The 18458-nt window shown below is 70.4% G+C and carries 18 protein-coding genes and 2 tRNA genes; 8 read left to right on the top strand and 12 right to left on the bottom strand.

Going from position 1 to position 18458, the window contains the following annotated elements; all coding sequences use genetic code 11:
• The 4 genes from ACPXB1_RS07485 (at position 1) to ACPXB1_RS07470 (ending at position 1414) form a co-directional block, all read left to right on the top strand.
• Positions 1-906 carry a DUF3566 domain-containing protein gene (locus ACPXB1_RS07485; RefSeq protein WP_355587492.1) on the top strand — a complete coding sequence of 302 codons (906 nt, stop codon included), beginning with the start codon at positions 1-3 and terminating at the stop codon, positions 904-906.
• Positions 907-1056: 150 nt separating this feature from the next.
• Positions 1057-1130: transfer RNA gene (locus ACPXB1_RS07480), tRNA-Ile, on the top strand.
• 42 nt (positions 1131-1172) lie between these two features.
• Positions 1173-1301, top strand: coding sequence for a DLW-39 family protein (locus ACPXB1_RS07475; protein WP_354815166.1), 129 nt, complete (start codon positions 1173-1175; stop codon positions 1299-1301).
• A 37-nt stretch (positions 1302-1338) separates the two neighbouring features.
• Positions 1339-1414: transfer RNA gene (locus ACPXB1_RS07470), tRNA-Ala, on the top strand.
• A 55-nt stretch (positions 1415-1469) separates the two neighbouring features.
• On the opposite strand, the gene ACPXB1_RS07465 is transcribed toward ACPXB1_RS07470, so the two are convergent.
• The 9 genes from ACPXB1_RS07465 to ACPXB1_RS07425 form a co-directional block, all read right to left on the bottom strand.
• Entirely contained in the window at positions 1470-2621 is a 1152-nt protein-coding gene (locus ACPXB1_RS07465; RefSeq protein ID WP_355628618.1) for a tyrosine-type recombinase/integrase, read from the bottom strand.
• Positions 2618-2800 (bottom strand): helix-turn-helix domain-containing protein, encoded by a 183-nt coding sequence (locus ACPXB1_RS07460; RefSeq protein ID WP_355628615.1) that lies wholly within the window; start codon positions 2798-2800, stop codon positions 2618-2620. The genes ACPXB1_RS07465 and ACPXB1_RS07460 overlap by 4 nt, the downstream gene beginning before the upstream one ends.
• Positions 2797-4527 (bottom strand): replication initiator, encoded by a 1731-nt coding sequence (locus tag ACPXB1_RS07455; RefSeq protein WP_355628612.1) that lies wholly within the window; start codon positions 4525-4527, stop codon positions 2797-2799. The genes ACPXB1_RS07460 and ACPXB1_RS07455 overlap by 4 nt, the downstream gene beginning before the upstream one ends.
• On the bottom strand, positions 4524-5129 hold the full coding sequence (locus ACPXB1_RS07450) for a DUF2637 domain-containing protein (protein WP_355628609.1): 606 nt from the start codon (positions 5127-5129) through the stop codon (positions 4524-4526). Before ACPXB1_RS07450 ends, ACPXB1_RS07455 begins: the two co-directional genes overlap by 4 nt.
• Complete coding sequence (locus ACPXB1_RS07445; RefSeq protein WP_355628606.1) at positions 5126-6556, bottom strand: FtsK/SpoIIIE domain-containing protein; 1431 nt, start codon at positions 6554-6556, stop codon at positions 5126-5128. The genes ACPXB1_RS07450 and ACPXB1_RS07445 overlap by 4 nt, the downstream gene beginning before the upstream one ends.
• A 3-nt stretch (positions 6557-6559) precedes the next feature.
• Complete coding sequence (locus ACPXB1_RS07440) at positions 6560-7018, bottom strand: hypothetical protein (RefSeq protein ID WP_355628603.1); 459 nt, start codon at positions 7016-7018, stop codon at positions 6560-6562.
• 88 nt (positions 7019-7106) lie between these two features.
• A complete protein-coding gene (locus ACPXB1_RS07435; RefSeq protein WP_355628600.1) occupies positions 7107-7532 on the bottom strand; it encodes a hypothetical protein in 426 nt (141 codons plus the stop codon).
• 225 nt (positions 7533-7757) lie between these two features.
• Complete coding sequence (locus ACPXB1_RS07430; protein WP_355628597.1) at positions 7758-8972, bottom strand: helix-turn-helix transcriptional regulator; 1215 nt, start codon at positions 8970-8972, stop codon at positions 7758-7760.
• Positions 8969-9685 (bottom strand): putative quinol monooxygenase, encoded by a 717-nt coding sequence (locus tag ACPXB1_RS07425; RefSeq protein WP_355628594.1) that lies wholly within the window; start codon positions 9683-9685, stop codon positions 8969-8971. Before ACPXB1_RS07425 ends, ACPXB1_RS07430 begins: the two co-directional genes overlap by 4 nt.
• 40 nt (positions 9686-9725) lie before the next feature.
• Between ACPXB1_RS07425 and ACPXB1_RS07420 the strand changes: the two genes are divergently transcribed.
• From ACPXB1_RS07420 to ACPXB1_RS07405, 4 genes are all read left to right on the top strand, one after another.
• Positions 9726-11054, top strand: coding sequence for a pentapeptide repeat-containing protein (locus ACPXB1_RS07420; protein WP_355628591.1), 1329 nt, complete (start codon positions 9726-9728; stop codon positions 11052-11054).
• 386 nt (positions 11055-11440) lie between these two features.
• The gene (locus tag ACPXB1_RS07415) at positions 11441-12229 is read left to right on the top strand and encodes a GNAT family N-acetyltransferase (RefSeq protein WP_355628588.1); all 789 of its coding nucleotides are present in this window, start codon (positions 11441-11443) and stop codon (positions 12227-12229) included.
• 303 nt (positions 12230-12532) lie between these two features.
• A complete protein-coding gene (locus tag ACPXB1_RS07410) occupies positions 12533-12685 on the top strand; it encodes a hypothetical protein (RefSeq protein ID WP_355587515.1) in 153 nt (50 codons plus the stop codon).
• Between the two features lie 47 nt (positions 12686-12732).
• Positions 12733-13032: a hypothetical protein gene (locus tag ACPXB1_RS07405; RefSeq protein ID WP_355587517.1), complete on the top strand. Its 300-nt coding sequence runs from the start codon at positions 12733-12735 to the stop codon at positions 13030-13032.
• 12 nt (positions 13033-13044) lie between these two features.
• Here the strand turns inward: ACPXB1_RS07405 and ACPXB1_RS07400 are convergent, their stop codons facing one another.
• The 3 genes from ACPXB1_RS07400 to ACPXB1_RS07390 all read right to left on the bottom strand — a co-directional run bounded on the left by ACPXB1_RS07400 (position 13045) and on the right by ACPXB1_RS07390 (position 18375).
• Positions 13045-13422: an MBL fold metallo-hydrolase gene (locus ACPXB1_RS07400; protein WP_355587519.1), complete on the bottom strand. Its 378-nt coding sequence runs from the start codon at positions 13420-13422 to the stop codon at positions 13045-13047.
• On the bottom strand, positions 13422-13826 hold the full coding sequence (locus tag ACPXB1_RS07395) for an MBL fold metallo-hydrolase (RefSeq protein WP_355587521.1): 405 nt from the start codon (positions 13824-13826) through the stop codon (positions 13422-13424). Before ACPXB1_RS07395 ends, ACPXB1_RS07400 begins: the two co-directional genes overlap by 1 nt.
• Positions 13827-13905: 79 nt before the next feature.
• Positions 13906-18375, bottom strand: coding sequence for a cation-translocating P-type ATPase (locus ACPXB1_RS07390; protein ID WP_355628621.1), 4470 nt, complete (start codon positions 18373-18375; stop codon positions 13906-13908).
• Positions 18376-18458: the final 83 nt, after the last annotated feature.

Here is an 18458-nt window from a genome sequence, read left to right as displayed (position 1 = left end):
ATGACGGAGACACAGGCGAAGTCGGGGAACACGGGGACCTCGGCCAACCCGGTCGACGAGGAGGCCGCCAAGAGCGGCACACCAGCGACCGGCCGCGCGGCCGTGGGCCGGGCCACGGTTCCCGCCGACGCGCCTGCCCCGAAATTCACAAGGGCTCCCGGTATGACGCCGCCACCGGAGCAGCCTGGCGACGACGGTGGATCGGGCGAGAGCAAGGCGGAGAAACCCACCACCGAGGCGCCGACGTCCGCCGGCTCAGCCCCGGCGGCGTCTGCCGCGAACTCGGCTCGCCCGACGACGACTCAGCCGATCAGCACCCGCCCCGGCCAGGCGTCCTCGACCGGCGCCACCGGCACCCAGCCCCGGATCACCCCGGGGATGACCCGGCCGGATCCGGGGCGTACCGCCGCTGGTGGCCGCCCGGCGAGCGGTGGCGGCCTGCCTCCGGGCATCGGTAACGCGTCCGCCGTCGGGGCCGCTCGCGTCGGTGAGGCGGTACGCGCCGCGCGTAGCTCAGTCAGCTCGGCGGCGTCCCGCGGGCCGCGCCGGGCACGGCTGAACCTCAAGCGGATCGACCCCTGGTCGGTGATGAAGTTCGCGTTCGCCGTCTCGGTGGTGCTCTTCATCGTGGTGGTGGTCGCCACCTCGGTGCTCTACCTGGCGTTGGACGCGATGGGCGTGTTCCAGAGCGTCAACGACAGCCTCAGCGACCTGGTGAACGCAGGCGGTGGGCAGAGCACCAGCGGCTTCCAGATCAACGCCAAGGGCGTGATCCTCAGCTCGGCGCTCATCGGCCTGGTCAACGTGGTGCTGTTCACCGCGCTGGCCACGCTGGGAGCGTTCGTCTACAACGTCTGCGCCGACCTGGTCGGTGGCATCGAGCTGACGCTCGCCGAGCGGGACTGAGTGACCGGGACGCCGGGGCGCTGCGTAATTGCGGTCGCTCCGGCGTCTCGTACTCGGGTAGGTTTCCAGGTGTCGATGGCCCGGCTCGCGGGGCTGGACCCCGATTTGGGGCCAGCTGAGCGGATGGGTTAATCTTGCTCGTCGCAACGCGGGGCTATAGCTCAGTCGGTTAGAGCGCAGAGCTGATAACTCTGAGGTCGCTGGTTCGATTCCAGCTAGCCCCACCGCATGTCGTCCGACGGTAGTCGAGCGCAAGGGGTCGCCCCATGTTCAAGAAGCTGCTGATCCTGGCTGGCGTCGTCGGCGTGGCCGCCGTCGTCTACAACAAGGTCAAGGCCTCCAACGACGAGCGCGCGCTGTGGCACGAGGCGACCACCTCGCCTGACCTGCGCTGACATCCGGCCGCGACGAGCGATTGTCACGGCCACCCGCGGGGCCCTAGCTCAACTGGCAGAGCACTGCCTTTGCAAGGCAGGGGTTAGGGGTTCGAGTCCCCTGGGCTCCACCAGCACTTTCCCCGGTTGACCTCGGTCCGAGTACAGCCATCCGTACAGCCAAGCCGGTCACGCCGTCCCCTCCTGGCCGAGAATCCGGTCAATGGCCGAGGCAGCCTGACGAGCGCGTGCCGGCAGAACGTGGCCGTAGGTGTCGGCCGTCATCCGGATCGTGGAGTGCCCAAGCAGCTCCATCACCGTCCGCAGTTCCTCGCCCTGATCGAGCATGAACGTGGCGAAGGCGTGCCGCAGGTCGTGCAGGTGCAGCCAGTCCAGCCCGGCCGCCGCGCGGAGCTGCTCGAAGCGCCGGTTCACGTTCCGCGGCTCCATCGCCGTGCCGATCGTGCTGGCGAAGACCAGGCCCAGATCCGACCACACCTCGCCGGCCGCGAGCCGTTCCTTAGCCTGGCGCACACGCTGTGCCTCCAACGCCCGGACAGCCAGCGTCGACAGCGGCAGCGGACGGGCCGACCGGTGCGTCTTCGGTGGCACGAACTCCAACCCGTGATCCGTTCGCTGGAGCGTCTGCCGAACGAACAGCGCCCTTCCCGGCAGGTCGACATCTGACCACCGCAGGCCCAGCAGTTCAGCCCGCCGCAGCCCGGTCGCCAGCGCCAGGACGAACAGCGATTCCAGCCGGTCCCCGGTCAGCACCGACAGCAGGGTCTTGGCTTCCTCGGGGGTCAGAGCGCGCCGCTCGGTTCTGCCGAGGGCTGGTGGCTTGGCTGCCTTGGCGACGTTGCGCGGGATCAAGTCCATCCGCTCGGCATCGGCCAGGGCGACGCGCAGCACTGCGTGCACCTTGATGATGCTGGCCGGTGCGAGCTTGCCGCGCAGCCCGGTGAGGAACCGCTGCACATCGCGAGGCGTCAGCCGGTCGAGTTTCACCCGGCCCAGGCCCGGCACGAGGTGCTTGCTCACGGCCAGGCGGTAGCGCACCAGCGTTGACGGCCGGGTGCCATCGTGTGCCTTCACGTCTCGCAGCCACTCGGTCAACCAGGCTTCGAGGGTCCGAGGCTGTGCGCTGAGGTCGACGCCGAGCTGAAGTTGACGCCGCAGCTCGTCTCGCTTCCGGACTGCCTCAGCCTCGCTCTTGGCGTAGACGTACTTCCGCTTCCGCTTGCCGTCGATCCAACCGAGGTCGACCACGGCAGCCCACACGCCCGGCCGCTGCTCGTACACCGAGCCCTCACCATGAGAACGCCGACGCCGGCCCGTCATGCCGCGAACTCCTCATCCGCCGCCAAGAACTCATCCAGCGCAGACAGTGGAATCAGCCGAGCACGACCCGCCTTGATCGAACGCAGCCGCCCCGATCGCATCAGGACGTACACGGTGTCCCGACAGACGCTGAGCAGGGCCGCAGCCTCAGCCGGGCGAACGCTCTTCCGCTCACTCATGCTCCGGTCCCTTCCTGCCCTGCGGACTGACGTGAGGTGATTGCCGAAACATCGGGCGGGTTGGCCGCGCGTCTTGCGGCGTCGAGTTGGACGCGCCACTGAATGCGTTCGGAGATCGCCCGCAGGACCCGATGCCCTAGCGGCGCCACGTCCGGGTCGGTTGGCTTGGCGAGTTCCCACGCATGCCGTTGCTCGCCACCGGCCGGCGCGGTGTCGGCGTCGGTGGTGACACCCAGAAGGGCTTTCACCCAGTCGCGGCGGTCGGCCCGGTGATCGGTGAGCGTCTTGCCGGACCACTGGCGGGAGATGAGGACGCGGCGCCCGCCGATGCCGAGGGTTTCCCGCTTGTGGACCTTGTTCTTGCAGTTGCCGGGTCGCAGGCCCTGCTTTGCCCTCTTGGGCTGGACGCCGTAGAGCAGCCAGTTGGCGCACCGCTCCGAGCACGGCGTGTGCCGCAGCTCTTGCCAGAGCCGTTCCAGGTGCGCCCGCTGCCGGCCGGTGGTCACGTCGTGGCAGTCGGTGGCCTGCTTGGTGAGGTACTTGGTGATGTAGCCGACGCACCGGTCAGCGTCCTTGGTGCCGGCGAGCACGCCTTTGGCGTCGACCTGCACACCGAAGCGGGCGACGTGCACGGGTTCGGCGTCGGGGTCGGCGTCGACCAGGTCCAGGGCGTCATCCCACGACGGCAGCAGCCGCCCGGTGGTCGGGTCGGTGTAGCCGGCGGCATCGGCGTCCCACTGCGGCGCCTGCCCCGGTTCGTAGACCCGCACGTCGACGGACGGCCACCACACCTGGTGATACGTCGCAGCGGCAACCTGACGCACCAGCGCCCGAGGGATGGTGCCCCGGATGGCGAAATGCGCGTGCGGGGCCAACCGGCGTTGCGGCTCGACGGCCCCGGCGTACTGGACGTTCCAGCCGACCGCGCGGCGCAGGTTCTGCCAGAACCGATCGAGCAGCCGGGGGAAGTGCACCGCATCCCAGGCGGCACGCCGGTAGTCGTAGCTGTTCGGGTCGACCGGTGTCCCGTCGGAGTGGACACGGCCGTAGGAGCCGAGGGTGAGGGTCAGGAACATCGACGGCCGGAACACCATCCCGCCGCGCCCGTCGAAGGTCCGCCCAACGGTTCGGTTCTCGACCGGCAGGCGGGGCAGGTCCGGGGCGTCCTGCCGCCGCTTGGTGGAGCGGACCCGCCGCTTGCCGTCGCCGTCCTCCTGGTCCTCGGTGGCGTGCGGTGGGGCGGGCCGGCCGCGCATGCCTTCGGTGGTGATCTGGCTTTCCAGCTCCTCGATTGCGTCGTCCAGGTCCGCGACTTGATCCCACTGCGAGATCCGGGCGGCTTCGTCGCGGGCGAATTCGAGGTGAGCGCGGGCGACGATCAGGCCGCGTTGCGCGTCGGTGGCGGGTTGCGGGCCGGGGTCGGGTTCCTCGTCGCGGTGCCAGCCTTCCCGGATTTGCTGCTGGCGCAGCCGGCGGGCGCGGGTGGCGCAGGCGGGGCATTTGGCCTCTTGGGTGGCGCCGCAGGGCATGTCGATGACTTCGGTCTGTCCAGAGTCGAGGTCGGTGCGGCGCAGGGAGACGGGGCGGGTGCAGACGCCGTAGTCGGTGGCGAGGTCCTTGACCACGTCGACCGAGCGGGGCATGAGCATCCGGGCGGCTCGGGAGCCCGGTCTCGGACCCTCCATGGTGGCAGGCGCGAGGCCGGGCAGCGTCGGGGCGATGGTCATCGGGTCACCTCTCCGGTCAGAGAGGCGCCATTGCGGCGGGTGAACGCAGCCGGCGACACCGGGGCGACCGGTGCCGGGCGGACCGGCTGGACGGGCACCAGGGCGACGGGCTCGGGCGCGGGCGGCGCGGCGATGGGGGCAGAAGCCGGCGGGGCGGGTTGCTCGACCGGTCCGGCCGGCACGTTGTCGGCGGGGGTCGGGGTGGGGGCGGTGGACAGGACGAGCTTGGACAGGCCGATGAACGCCAGCGCGGGCACGGCGGACAGCAGCCATCCGGACAGGCCGGGCTTGGCCACGGCGAGCTGCGCGGCTAAGGACAGGGCGACGGCGGCGACGAGTAGGAACATCGGGTAGCCGATCGGCCCGCCGCTGCGGCGTCGGCGGCGGATGGTCAGCAGCGCGGCGGCGGGGATGAGTTCGGAGATGACGGCGTTGGCCCAGCCGAACCACTCGCCGGTGCCTGCCGGGGAGTTGTCGAGGGTCCAGTCTTTGACGTGGGTGAACGACGCGGCCCCGGCGAAGCCGGCGACGATGAGCAGGATGACGACGAGGACCAGGCCCTCGATGCGGTCGGCGCGAGTGTTGGTGGGGTGGGGTTTCATGCGGCACCGTCCAGGATCTCGCCGTCAATCACGCGAAGCCGGCCGTAGGTCTGGGCCATGTCGCGGATCTCGTCATCGCTGAGGTAGGAGAAGCGGACCCGCATCGGGGTCGGGTCACCGTCGATGACCACGAACCCGACACCGGGCAGGGACTGCGGAATGCGGTCACACAGCGCCCCGCGATCGCGCATCCCCTCGCCAAGCACCAGGTCCACCTGAGCCGCCTCAGCCAAACGGAGGCCGATGCGGGTTGGGAACAGGTCCCGGAACGGCAGCACCTCCTTGCGGGGGTCCTGGATCGCGGCGACCACGTGCACGCCGACCGCGCGACCCTGGCTGAGCAGGATGGACAGGGCGGCCTTGATGCGGTCCTTGAGTTGCCGGTCGGTGAGGTAGGCGGTCAGGTTCGCCAGCTCATCGATCACCAGGACGATCAGCGGCTCATCCGGGGTCGGGGTGTGCTGGCGGGTGCGGCCGTAGAGCTTCCCGGCGCGGTCCTTGGCGACGGTGGCGGCCTCCTCGATCAGCTCACACATCGCCGTGTAGTCCTTGCGGGCGAACCGGCTGAACATCGGCGCACCCATGCCCAACTCCATGCCGCCCTTGGGGTCCAGGCCCCAGATCTGCACGAGCCCGGAGGTGACCCCGGCGGCGAGGGAGCGGACCACCGACCAGATCACCGAGCCCTTCCCCGACCCGGTCGCGCCCACCACGAGGACCTGCGTGCCGAACAGGCGCAGCTCGTAGCCGTCGCCGTCCTCACGCTTGCCCACCGGCAGAGCGGTGAACTCGGGCACCGCCGGCACCGGCAGCGGGCGGACGAGCTTGGCGAGGGGGTCACCGCGGAACAGATGCAGCAGCACCACATCCGGGCGCGGGCCGGGCGCGGCCTTGACCTGCCGGACACCGAAGGTGTGCGCCAACCTCTCGGCGACGCGGGCGAAGTCGTCGGGGATCTGCCCGGTCACCATCCGCACGACCACCACGTCGACACCGCCGCCGCAGCGCACCCGCCGCAGCACCGGCAGGACGGTGTGCCCGTCGAAGGACACGGCGAGCTTGGCGGTCACCATCGCCGCCATCCACTTACGGCGGTAGAGCATCCGGCGGTAGCAGGACAGCACCGGCCACCACCCGAACCGCAGGAACGACGGCCGGTGCCCGAACGCCCAACCGGCGGCGACGGCGGCGACCAGGGCGACGAAGCCGACCGGACCGGCCCACCCGAACCGGCCGTAGAGCCAGGCGAAGAACACCGCCGGGACGGTGACGTACCAGAACCGCACCGCCACGAACACCAACCGGGCCAGGGCCTTGAGCGTCCACCAGGTCAGGGCCAGCCACATGGGGATGCGGATGAACGGGGTACGGACGTTGATCGGAGCGGAGTCGATCCGGTCGCCCCGGATCACGTTGACCAGCGGCACGGCTCAGCCCTCCCCACCCGCAGCGGCGAACAGGGCGGCTTGCCCCGGCGTACCGGGACCGCGGCGAACGACCCGGCGGCGGACCGGCGTCCGGGTCGGCAGCAGCGCGGCCAGGTTCACGGGTCCGGATTCCGGGGCGGGGACGTGGCGGGTCATGGTCGGCAGCCACCGGCCCCGACCGAGGACGGCGCGCAGGTCGACGCGGTCGGAGACGTGCGGGGCGATCAGGTCCGGGTCGAGGTGGCGCAGCTTCACTACCGTGCGGGCAAGAGCGGCAGCGGCGGCGGCGATCTCCACCAGTGCGGCCACGCGGACCGCGTCGGAGGGGACGGTGGTGTAGACCTCGCGGGCGGCCTGGATACCGGGACCGGCGAGGCGCATCACCGTGCGGCGGTGAGTGCGGCGGTGGGGGGCGGGGCGCGGGTTCCCGACGATGCGGGCAGCGTCAGCTAGCGTGGGCATCAGCCCAACTCCTTCCATGGAGAACGGGTGATGCGCGGGGCGGGCTTCCTCCGCCAAGACGATTCCCGCCCCGCGCGTCCAGATCTGGTCAGGCCGCCTGCTTCACAGCGGCGGGTTCGGTCATGGCCCCGGCGCGGACTGACCACGCCTGACGCGCCCGGCACTTCCCCGAGCCCTTGCACCGCTGCGAGTCCACGTACGGCGTCAGGGTCACGTCGGTGAACGTCACCGCCGGCGGGTAGCCGGGGATCTTCGACGCCGGCGGCACCGGTTGCACCGGGGCGGCGATCTTCACCTTGACTTCCTTGGTTCCGCCGAACTTCCCCGCCTCCGGGTCCAGGTCCAGGACCTTGACCACCCACAGCCGCTCGCCCGTGTCCTTATCGCGGGCCTGGTCGTCGCCCTGGCCGCGCTTGTCGAAGTCCGTCACCGGCTCCACACCCAGGCACAGCGCACCCTGCGGGAACACGTACTCGAACGGCACGGGGACCTTGATCGTGTTGGGAATCGCCATCGGTTCCACGTCCTCTCAGTCGCCGCCGGCCAGTCGCCGGCACTTGGCGCTTCGTGTGGCCTTGCCGCACACAAAGGACGGTACCCGTACTTTTAGTGTGGCTCAATACTTAGAGTGCGGGTGGATGCGGAGAACGGGAAAACAGACAAGTCGCCCGCCGTTGGCGCAGGGGCCAGCAGCGGGCGACTTGTGGTGGTGACTATGAGCAGAGGCGGCGCCTCGATGTCAGCGCATGCCGAACCTCTCGGCGAGCGCGCGCAGGTCCGAATCTTCTGACTGGTCCATCCGCAGTAGATCTGCAACAAGCCCACGCGCCAGCGGGTGTGCCGCCACCCGCTCGGGCGTCAAATCGGCGGCCTGCGTCAGCGCCTCCACTGCGGCGGCCAGATTGCGACGCTGACCATGGGCGCGAGCGATGTCGATGAGGTACCGGCTCCGCCGTTCAGGCGAGAGCCCTGATGGGTCGAGGGTGGCGGCAGTTCGCAGAGCAAGGCCGGCATCGCCCAACTCGACCGCGACAGCCACCTCGTGAAGCGCGACGTTGGTGGGACCGAACTCCGTGTTGTAGTCGTTGCGGTCCTCGCCAAGGCGTTCCGCAGCTCGTCGCGCTGCCTCAATTTCTCGGTACGCCCGCTCGGCGTCGTTCTGCCGGGCCGCCACGACTGCCAGTTGGAGATGCAGCGCGCCCGACACCGACAAGGCTCCTGGTTCGCCAACGTCCGCGCGGTCCTCTAGGGCCGCTGCGGCTGTACTGGCGGTCTGGTGCGCCCGGTCTAGCCGTCGCGCGGCCTGGAATACCAACGTAAGCCGAAACGCGCCCTCGCCCATGAGGAGCACGTCCTCCGCACGCTCGGCGGCAGCGATCGCGCGGTCCGCTGCGACCCAAGCAGCCCCCGAGTCGCCAATCGTGGAAAGCACCGCCGCGCAGGCGTGGTACGCCCGAGCAAGCGCCGCATAGACGGCCCGCTGCCCTTCCCCTTCGGTGGAACGAGCCGCGCTCTCTAGATCCGGCAGCAACTGCACAAGCAGCTCGCCGACCTGAGTGACCTCCGACGCGTGCGTATGGCTCCACGCTCGCTCGACCCGATCCGACAGCTCGTCGATATCGACGGGAGGCGGTTCTGTCCTGAGGACGGCGGCCAAGGCGTGACTTGAACTCAACGCCAGGCTCAGCTCCGTTGCGGCTTGTGGCTCTTCGTGCACGGCAGCGATCACCGGAGCCTCAGGGGCCAGCTCTGACAGCGGCACATCGAGGACCTGGGCGAGACGCTCAAGGACCGTCATCCGGTCGATCTTTCGAGCGCCCCGCTCAACCTGGGACAGCCACGTCTCGGACCGATCGATCAGACGGGCAAACTCCCGCTGCGACAGCCCTCGCCGCTGACGGTGCAGTGCAATCCGCCGCCCCAGCGCACGCTCGGCGCTCGGGTCCTCGCTCACGAGGCCACACCCTTGATGCCCATCGGTTCCAAGAACTCCACACGTACTCCCGACAGGTACTGCTCACGCTCAGCCAGAGCCCGCAGGGTGTGCGGCTGCCGCTCGTGCTCGTCGAAGGCCGCACGATCCCGGTAGACCTCGTAGAAGACCCGCGCCAGCGGCTCACCCTCCACCCGGTGCGTGGCGTACACCAGCGTCCCTGGTTCGAGAGATTGAATGCCTGGCAGCGTCTCTGCCATGAGTTGGTCGAAGCCCGCCGCCGCATCTTCATCTTTGAGATCGAACCGGACTACCAGCGCAAACATCGCAACCTCCCGAGGAAAGACCCGCACTCTATGTGCGCCATCGTACCGCCGCTGCGGCGCGGTGCTGTGATCCGTCAGCTGATCTGCGACGGGGTTGTCGTGTACGGGCACGATTCGCAGTGTGACGAGACGGTTGAGTGTCGCTTTGATGGCGGTCGGCGGGTTGGTTCTGCTGTCGGTCGCGCTAGTGATGGTCCCCCAGTCGTGGTGGGGCGTCCTGGCATCCGGGTGGCGGGTGCTGCTGCCAGTGGCGGGCGGCTTGACGGTGCTGGTCGCGGGGGTGCTGCTGTGGCGGCGGGACGGCAGGAAGCATGAGGTGTCTGCCGCGCCGATGCCGCCGGATCGGCAGGTGCGGCCCTTACGGTCGTGGGTGATCCCGGCCGGCGCCGTCTTGGTGGGAGTGGTCACCTGGGTCGCGGTCGGTCGGTTGCAGGGTTCGGTGCCGACGGTGGGCGATCAGGTGCAGCGGGCGCAGTTGCGGGTGGAGTCCATCCGCACCGGCTTGACCATCGGCGCATCGGTGACCGCCGCGTTCGCGCTGCTGCTGGCGTTCCGCCGCCAGCAGTTGGCCGAACGCACCCAGCAGGCCACCGAGTACGACGCCGGAGAAAAGCGCGTGACCGAGTTGTATGTCAAAGCCGCCGACCAACTCGGCTCCGACAAGGCCCCTGTCCGCCTCGCCGGCCTGTACGCCCTGGAGCGCCTTGCCCAAGACAACCCCGCCCACCGACCGAGCATCGTCGAGGTGATCTGCGCCTACCTACGCATGCCCTACACCCCACCCGACAACCAACCCACCCAGGACGCCGGCGAGCAACCACCCGCAGACAGCCCCGCTCCCGCCGCGCCGACGGACGCCACCGGTGACAACGACAAACTCACCGTGGACCCCCGAGAAGAACGCCAAGTCCGCCTCGCCGCCCAACGCATCCTCGCCCGCCACCTACGACCAACAACCTCCGAAGAGCAACCCCATCCCCTTTACTGGGGCCCAAAGGTGACCCTCGACCTCACCGAAGCCGTCCTCACCGATCTCGATTTCACCGGCTGCCACCTCCACAACGCCACCTTCACCAACACCCACTTAGTCGGCATCACCAAGTTCGACAAGGCGACGTTCAGCGACGGGGTGAGGTTCGACAGGGCGACGTTCGGCGGCGACGCCAAGTTCGACAAGGCGACGTTCAATGGCCTCGCCGGGTTCGGCGAGGCGACGTTCGGCGGCATCGCCGGGTTCGCAGAGGCGACATTTGATGGCGAAGCCTGGTTCGCCGAGGTGACGTTCGGCGGCATCGCCGGGTTCGATAAGGCGACGTTCGATGGCCAGGCCGGGTTCGACAAGGCGACGTTCAACAGCCTCGCCTGGTTCGGCGGGGCGACGTTCGACAGCATCGCCGTGTTCACCGCGGCGACGTTCGGCAGTGTCGCCGCGTTCGGCGAGGCGAAGTTCGGCGGCGCCGCCGGGTTCGGCGAGGCGACGTTCGGCGATAGCGCCGGGTTCGCCGAAGCGGCGTTCAACAGTGTCGCCAGGTTCGACAAGGCGACGTTCAGCGGCGACGCTGGGTTCGACAAGGCGACGTTCGACAGCATCGCCGTGTTCACCACGGCGACGTTCGGCAGTGTCGCCGGGTTCGACAGGGCGACGTTCAGCGGCGACGCCTGGTTCGACAGGGCGACGTTCAGCGGCGACGCCTGGTTCGACAGGGCGACGTTCAACAGCAACGCGAGCTTCAATTGGGCCACCCTTGCCGGAACGAGGTATGAAGGGCCGGTCTAGTTGCCGAATTGGCCTCTATCAGATCAAGGCGGCCCGCAAGCGGGCCGCGCCGGCCCGGCCCCGGCCTGCTGGCGACCTCCGGCCGGCATCGGCCGGGCCAGCCGGCCACGCTGGCGGATTGCAAGAGCTGTTTGCCCTCCGGGCGGGGGATCTTCGACAGAGATGGGGGAGGCCCGTCCGGACGGTGCGGTAGTCGATGGTTGCGCGGGTCGCCATCTCCACCATGAGTCCCAGGCAGAGCCGAGCAGACCAGGGGCCAGGGTGCCAAGGTCGTTCGTCCGGTAGGGCGCTCCACCTTGACACCCTGGCCCCTGGCCCACTCCACGGTGTGTGGGACTCACGGCGGAGATGGCTCTGAGGCCCACCGTGTGGCAGCAGAAGCGAGGATGCTCGCGAAGGACGTAAGGGCGGTTCAGCCCGTTCCCATCGCGAGCCAGATCATGAAGGATCGCCAACACCTTCGGGCGACGGCAGACGGCAGGACAGGGCATGATGCTCGGATGACATTGGCCGAGATCTGGCCCGTGCGCCGTCTGCGGGTGACGACGTCCGTGCTTGAGCTGGCTGTACCGGGTGAGGGCGAGCTTGCCGAGCTGGCGATCCTTGCGGCAGCCGGCATCTACGATCCGCAGAGCCGCTTTCTGGCGCGATCGCCCGTAGCGGGATGGGAGTCGGGACCGTCACCCCAGGCCGAGTGGTCGTTCCTGCGGTACTACTGGGCGTCCCTAGCGGACTGGCGGCCGAGCAGATGGAACCTGGTAATGGCTGTGAAGGCCGATGGCGCGTGCGTCGGGGTGCAGGAGATCGGCGCGCAGGAATTCGGGATCACTAAGACCGTCTCGACGGGGTCATGGATCGCGCGGCGGTTCCAGCGGCGTGGTTACGGCAAGGAGATGCGGGGCGCCATCCTGCACCTCGCGTTCGCCGGGCTGGGAGCGGATCGCGCCGAGTCCGCCGCCTGGTCCACCAACGCGCCGTCGCTGGGAGTCTCGTGGTCGCTTGGCTATCAGTCGAACGGCACCACAATCCGGGCTTTCGACGGTGCCCGCCAGGAGCAGATCAACCTGGTGCTCGACCGCGAACGGTGGGAGAGCCACCGTGACGACATCGCGATCCACGGACTCAGCGACGAGGTGCTTGAGCTGATGAACGTTAAGTCGGCCGCATCCCGGTGATGGCCGCTGCCCGCGGGGCCGCACGTCCGTTGGGCTGTACAGCCATTGGTACAGCCAAGCTGGCCGACAGGCGTGGGTGACGAGCGACGGCAACCGACGAGTTGAGCAGGTCAGTCGCACCAGCCGACGCCAGCCGACAACGGGCTCGATCTTTGCAAGGCAGGGGTTAGGGGTTCGAGTCCCCGGGGCTCCACAAGCACTTTCCCTGGTTGATCTCGGTGTCGAGCACAGCCAAGCGCTCGCGCCGTCTCCTGTTGCCGAGAATCCGATCGATGGCTGAGGCAGCCTGACGGGCGACTGCAGATGGCAGGACAGGGCACCGCCGAGCAGGCAGCTCAGGTGCGTGCGGAGGCCAGCCAGTTCGGGGCTCAGGCCGATGACGACACCTGGGAGCAGGCGTGGGATGCCCGATCCACCTATGACGACGCACCGGTGTTTGGCTGGTTTCTCGCCTGAGCCGGCCCGTCTCCGGTCTCGGTGGGCCCGGAGTGCATGATCAATGGATGACAGAGAAACCAGTGACGATGCAGGTGTACTGCCGGCTGGAGGTGATCGTGACCGATCCCGCGGCGGTCAGCGCTCTCGCCGTGCGAGAGCTTCGGGCCGCCGACATCGACTGGTCCACTGAGGAAGACGACCTCGAATCCGCCGTCGAGGAGTTGCGGGCCGACCTTGCCAGTTCCCTGGCTGATGTCGTGGACATCAGCGGTCTCGTCGACGGCATCCCCGGTGTGGAGTTCCGCGGCGGCCTCTGCTGGGCGGAGCAGGCGCCGGCCCGCGATCCGTTTCGGGCAGCGGGATAAAGGAGCCGTCCGTCAGGCGGACGCGTTGAGCGGGGCGGTCTCGCCACGGGCGACGGTGCGTACCTGCTTGACCCAGCCACGACGGCGGGCCTCGTCGACGAAGTCCCGTAGCGGGGAGCGGAACACCGGATAGTCGTCGTAGTGGATCGGCACTGTCAGCTTCGGCCGGATCAGCTCCACCAGGTCGGCGCCCTGCTGGGCGTCCATGGTGAGCAGGATCCCGGCGACCTTCGTGCCGCCGAGGTGGATCAGCATCGCGTCGATGTCCGGGTAGCGCTCGGGGATGGTCGTGAGCAGGGGCCGGTTCAACGTGTCCCCGGTGACGTAGAGCCGGAACTCGCGCCGCCCCGCCCGCTCCACGTCGATCATCGTGCCCATCACGTCGGGCATCAGCAGGTCCAGGGCACCCGGCCGTGCTTGCCGGGCATGGACGTCAGCCGCACTGTCGTACCGTCGCGGTGCAGTTCCCGGGACGACCAGGTGGGCAGGCCCTCGGCGGCCCGGAAGCCCCAGCGGCGTAGCTTGCGCTCCGCTGCGGGCGTCGTGACGATGGGCAGCTGGCGGTCCAGTTCGCGGCGGGCGACCCGGTCGAAGTGGTCGCCGTGCAGGTGGGACAGGACCACGGCGTCCAGCGCGGGAAGCTGGGCGATCCGCAGCGCCGGGTCCGTGCGTCGGCGCGACCACAGACCCTTTCCGAGGTACGCGCGCTGGCCCCGGTGCAGGAAGTTCGGGTCGGTAAGCAGGGTGAAGCCGCCGATCCGCAGCAGTGTCGTCGCGGTTCCGATGAACGTCACCTGTGGATGCTCGGCCACTGTGTCCACCTCCTCCGACTGCGGTACCCCAGCCGGTTGCGCCCAAGCGGCGCAACGGCGATCAGTCCTCCGAGCCTTCGCTCGGTGGTTGCCGGTCGCCGGTGGACGGCAGGCGCTCCACCAGCCTGGTGAGTGCGCCGTTGGCGAAGGTGGCGCCGAGCGCCGATCCGGCCCCGATGGTCCAGCCGACCGGCCCGAGCGGCGTGCAGCCGAAGAACTGGCTGAGCCCTGGTGTCTGTACCACTACTACCAGCACACCCAGTGACGCCGCCGTGGACGCCAGCACCATGGGGCTGGTGCCTCCGGCGAGAACGGTCTGGCCGAGTTGGGTGCCGACCAGGGAGACGAGGGCGACAGTTCCGGCCCGCCGCCGGCGGCCGGTGTACCGGGCGAGCGTCCATCCGGTGGTCGCGCCCAGTGTGGTGGCTGCCGCACGCAGCCCGATCTCCCGGGTGAGGGTCACTCCGAGCGACGCGTCCGGTCCCTCCCGGAGCAGGCTGTCGGTGCTGCCCGCGGCAGGTGGGCGGACGGCGATGGCCAGCGCCGGTGCCAGGTCGGTGAGGAGGTTGACCAGTAGGAGCTGTCGCCCGGTGAGGGCGGATCGGCCGGTAGCGGCGGCGCTCAGGACGCTGAACGCGATCTCTCCGAGGTTGCCGCCGACGAGGATGCTGAGCGCGTGGCGTACCGACGACCACATGGCCCGACCCTCGACCAGGGTGGCGATGATGGTCTCCAGTCGATCGTCGGTGACCACGAGGTCGGCGGCGGCTCGGGCGGCCGGGGTGCCCCGCTGGCCTAGCGCGATACCGACGTCGGCGAGCCGGATCGCTGGCGCGTCGTTGGCGCCGTCGCCGGTCATGGCCACGGTCCGCCCGCACTTCTGCAGGGCCTGGATGATCCGTACCTTGTGCGCCGGAGTGCAGCGGGCCACCACGTCCGTGCGGGCGAGCCGTTCGGCGAGTGCCTCGTCGTCAAGTTGGTCCAGCTCGCCGGCAGTGACGACCCGCTGCTCGTCGTGCTCGCTGATGGTGGCGGCGATCGCCTCGGCGGTGGCCGGGTGGTCCCCGGTGATCATGATGGCGTGCACGCCGGCCTGCCGGATCCGGCGTACGGCCGGCGCGGCGCTCTCCCGGACACCGTCGGCCATGGCGAGGAAGCCGACGAAGGTCAACTCCCGGACCTGGTCGTCGGTGACGTCCGGGCTGGTCACTGTGCATTCAGCGACGGCAAGGATCCGGTGTCCCGCGCCGGCACGGTCGGCAAGCATCCGGTGCAGCTCGGCGCGTCCGGCGTCGTCCAGCGGCTCCTGGTGGCCGTCGACACGGCGGGTCGCGCAGCGCGGCAGCACCGTCTCCGGTGCGCCCTTGACGCTCAACAACAGGCGACCGTCGGTCTCCCCGACGCTCGCGTGGTAGCCGCGGGACGGCTCGAACGGCAGCCCGCCGGCAGCCCTCCACCCGGGGGCGCCGATCTGCTCCACCACCTCGGCAGTGGTCGCACCTCGCCGGACCGCCCGGTCGGTCTGCAACGCCAGCTCCTCCGGATCGGCCGCCGCGGGCGTCGCCCGCAGCGCCGTCGCCAGCGTCAACCGCAGCCGGTCGTCCAGCCGGTCCACCGACGCGTACCGGTCACCGGCGCCGTCGCCGACCCCGGCGAGCAGCAACCGGCCCTCGGTGAGGGTGCCGGTCTTGTCGAAGCAGAGCACGTCCACCCGGCCCAGCGCCTCGATCGTGCGCGGATTGCGGACCAGGGCGCCGTGCTCGGCCAGCCGTCGGGCGGCGGCCAGTTGCGCCGCGCTTACCAGAAACGGCAGCCCCTCCGGCACCGACGCGACGGCCAGGTTCGCGGCGGTCGCCGCCGTCTCCCGCAGGGGTACGCCCCGCAGCAGTCCCGCGCCGGCGACCGCGATCGCCGAACCGGCTGCCAACGGGATGGCGGCCTTGGTCAGTGAACCGAGCCGAGCCTCCACCCCACTGGTCGGAGGTGCCTGCCGGGCGAGCGCCATGCTGCGCCCTGCCTCGGTGTCGGCGCCGGTCGCCACGACCACAGCGGTGCCGTGCCCGGCGGCGATAGTGGTGCCGTCGTAGAGCATCGAGTGCCGGTCGGCGAGGGCGGTGGCGACCACCGGTCGGTCGGTCTTGGCCACCGGCAGCGATTCGCCGGTCAGCGACGACTCGTCGGCCTCCAGCCCCACCGATTCGAGCACCCGGCAGTCGGCGGGTACCGAGTCACCGGATTCGAGGGCGATGAGGTCCCCGGGCACCAGGTCCTCCGCGGCGACCACCCGTTCGGTGCCGTCCCGGCGGACCCGGGCGGTCACCGCCGAGCGGGACAGCAGTTCGGCAAGTGACCGTTCGGTGTTGCGTTCGTGGACCGCCCCGACGAGCGCGGAGCCGCCCACCACGCCTCCCACCAGGGCGGCGTCGACGAGCGACCCGAACGAGGCCGAGAGCACCGCCCCGGCGGCGAGCACCGGGGTGAGCGGGTTGGCCAGTTCGTCCACGAAGGCGCGCAGCAGCCCGCCGGCCGGGGCGTTGTTGTCGTGCGTACCGTGTCCGCTCTGCCGGCGGGACGCCTCCGCGCTGCTCAGACCGTCCGGGCCGGTGTGGAGCCGGTCCAGGACCGCGTCGACGGGCATCAGATGCCAGGCTGTCGCCACCGGTGCCGGAGTGTCCGTCTGGTCCGGCACGCGGCCGGCCCGCCACACGCCGTGGGCGAAGGCGAGCGCCGCCGCGCCATTGACTGAAGCCAGGGCGCGTAGGGGGAGCTGGGTCCGTGGGGCGGTGAAGGCGCCCAGTGCGCCGAGACCGGTGCCGGCCATCGCCAGGCGGATGTTCTGCCCGGCCATCCGGCGGGCCACCCCGGCCGCTTCCACGAGCAGGGCCACCACCCGCAGATCGGTGCCGACCAGCAGGTGCGCGCCCCACGGTGGCAGGTCGTCCGGCCCGCTCAGACCCAGGCCACAGTCGGCGGCGGCGAGCCCTGCCCGGTTGCCGGACACCAGCATCACCACCGCGCCGTCGCGTTGCAGTGTCCGCACCGACTCGGCGAGCTGATCACCGCCGGGCAGCAGGGCGTCGGCGAAGCCGTACCGTTCGTCGTCCGCTCCCGCGACCACCAGCCGCAGCCCGGCGTGCCGTGCGGCGGTCGGCAGGCCGTCGACGCCCGGTGCGGGTTCCGGCTCGACACGCAGCAGCGCGGCCAGCCGGTCACCGTGCGCGAGGCCGAGCACCTGGCCGCCGGCCGAGCGCAACCGGCCGCTGTCGGCGGTGTCGCCTGGGTCCTCGGCGTGCAGCTGCTCCAGCGGGCCGAGTCGCCAGCCGTCGACCTCCCGCGACGCGCCCGGCGCGCTGGGGTCGAACAGCGCGAACGCCCGCTCGGCCACCTGGTCGACGTCCGCTCCGGGCAGCGGTGCCAGGTCGGCGAGGACCCCCCGGTCGGAGCCGAGTACGGCGGCGTCGAGCACCAGCGTGTCGATGCGGTCCAGCTCCCGCAACACGCTGCGGTCCATGGCGATCACGCCCCGGCGGGCCAGGATCCGGCCGAGCTGCGCGGCGTACCCCTCGCGGCCACTGCCGGGGGCCTTGGGCAGCGCGGAGAGGCCCACCGATCCGGCGCGTTTGTGCCCGACTATCGGTACGGCCGCCAGCGCTCCCGCCGCGCCGGCGATCAGCATGCCGTTGACGTACCGCTCGATCGGACCATCCGGCTTCGGTCGGGGGCGTTCGTCGGGGTGCCACCGCGCGCTGGCCCGGTCCGGTGCGCCGGTCAACCGCGGTTCGGCCTGTTCCCAGGCGCGTAGCTGTGCCCGGGCTTCGCCCCATTGCACGATCCGCTGTGCGCCGTCCAGGACGATGCCGATCCAGCCTCCGGTGAGGCCCTGCACCACTGCCTCGGTGAGCGGAAACAGCAGTTCGGCGCGCGGGTCCGAGCGGAGTCCCCGGTCGGCGAGCGCGTGCAGTTTCGGGTGCAGGTCGACAGCGCCGATGAGTCCGACCACCTCACCGGGCACTGGTGTGAGCGGCAGGATCCGGGTCGCCGCTGAGATGGTCAGGCCCAGCACGTCGGAGGCGAGCGCTCCGAGGGTGCGTGGCGTACGCGGCCCCTCCTCTGGCGGATGGGGCGGTGGGACGTCCGGATCGGGGTCGTGATCGCAGGTCCGCTCGGTCCGCTCGATCGTCGTGATCAGGTCGCCCAGGTCCGGCTCCGGTGCCTGCACCGCGACCACCACCCGACCCGAGGGCGCGTTCACGCGTGCCCAGACGACCCCGGGCAGCCTTTCCAACGCACTCTCCACCTGCCGGGCCAGCTTGTCGCCGCCGGGCTGGCAGACGCCGTGCACCTCGATGTGGTGCCGGCCGGGCCGAGAGCGGACCTTGCGGCGGGTCAGGCCGGTCAGCCGGGCCAGCCGGGTCGCGGTCGGACCGACGGTGCGCGAAGCCGCGCCGACGGTGCGCGAAGCCGCGCCGACCAGCTGCGGCACGTTGACGGACGGCAGCAGACGGCCGGCGGCGCGACCCACCGCCGTCATCGAGGCGTACGGCTGCAGTGGTGCCCGCCCGGCTCCCTGCCGCTGCTGGTTCTGCCGTCGGCCATCGTGCCCTCCCGCTGCCT

Source organism: Micromonospora sp. DT68 (assembly GCF_049847245.1).
Classification (GTDB): domain Bacteria; phylum Actinomycetota; class Actinomycetes; order Mycobacteriales; family Micromonosporaceae; genus Micromonospora; species Micromonospora profundi.
This window is presented reverse-complemented; position numbering and strand designations above follow the sequence as displayed.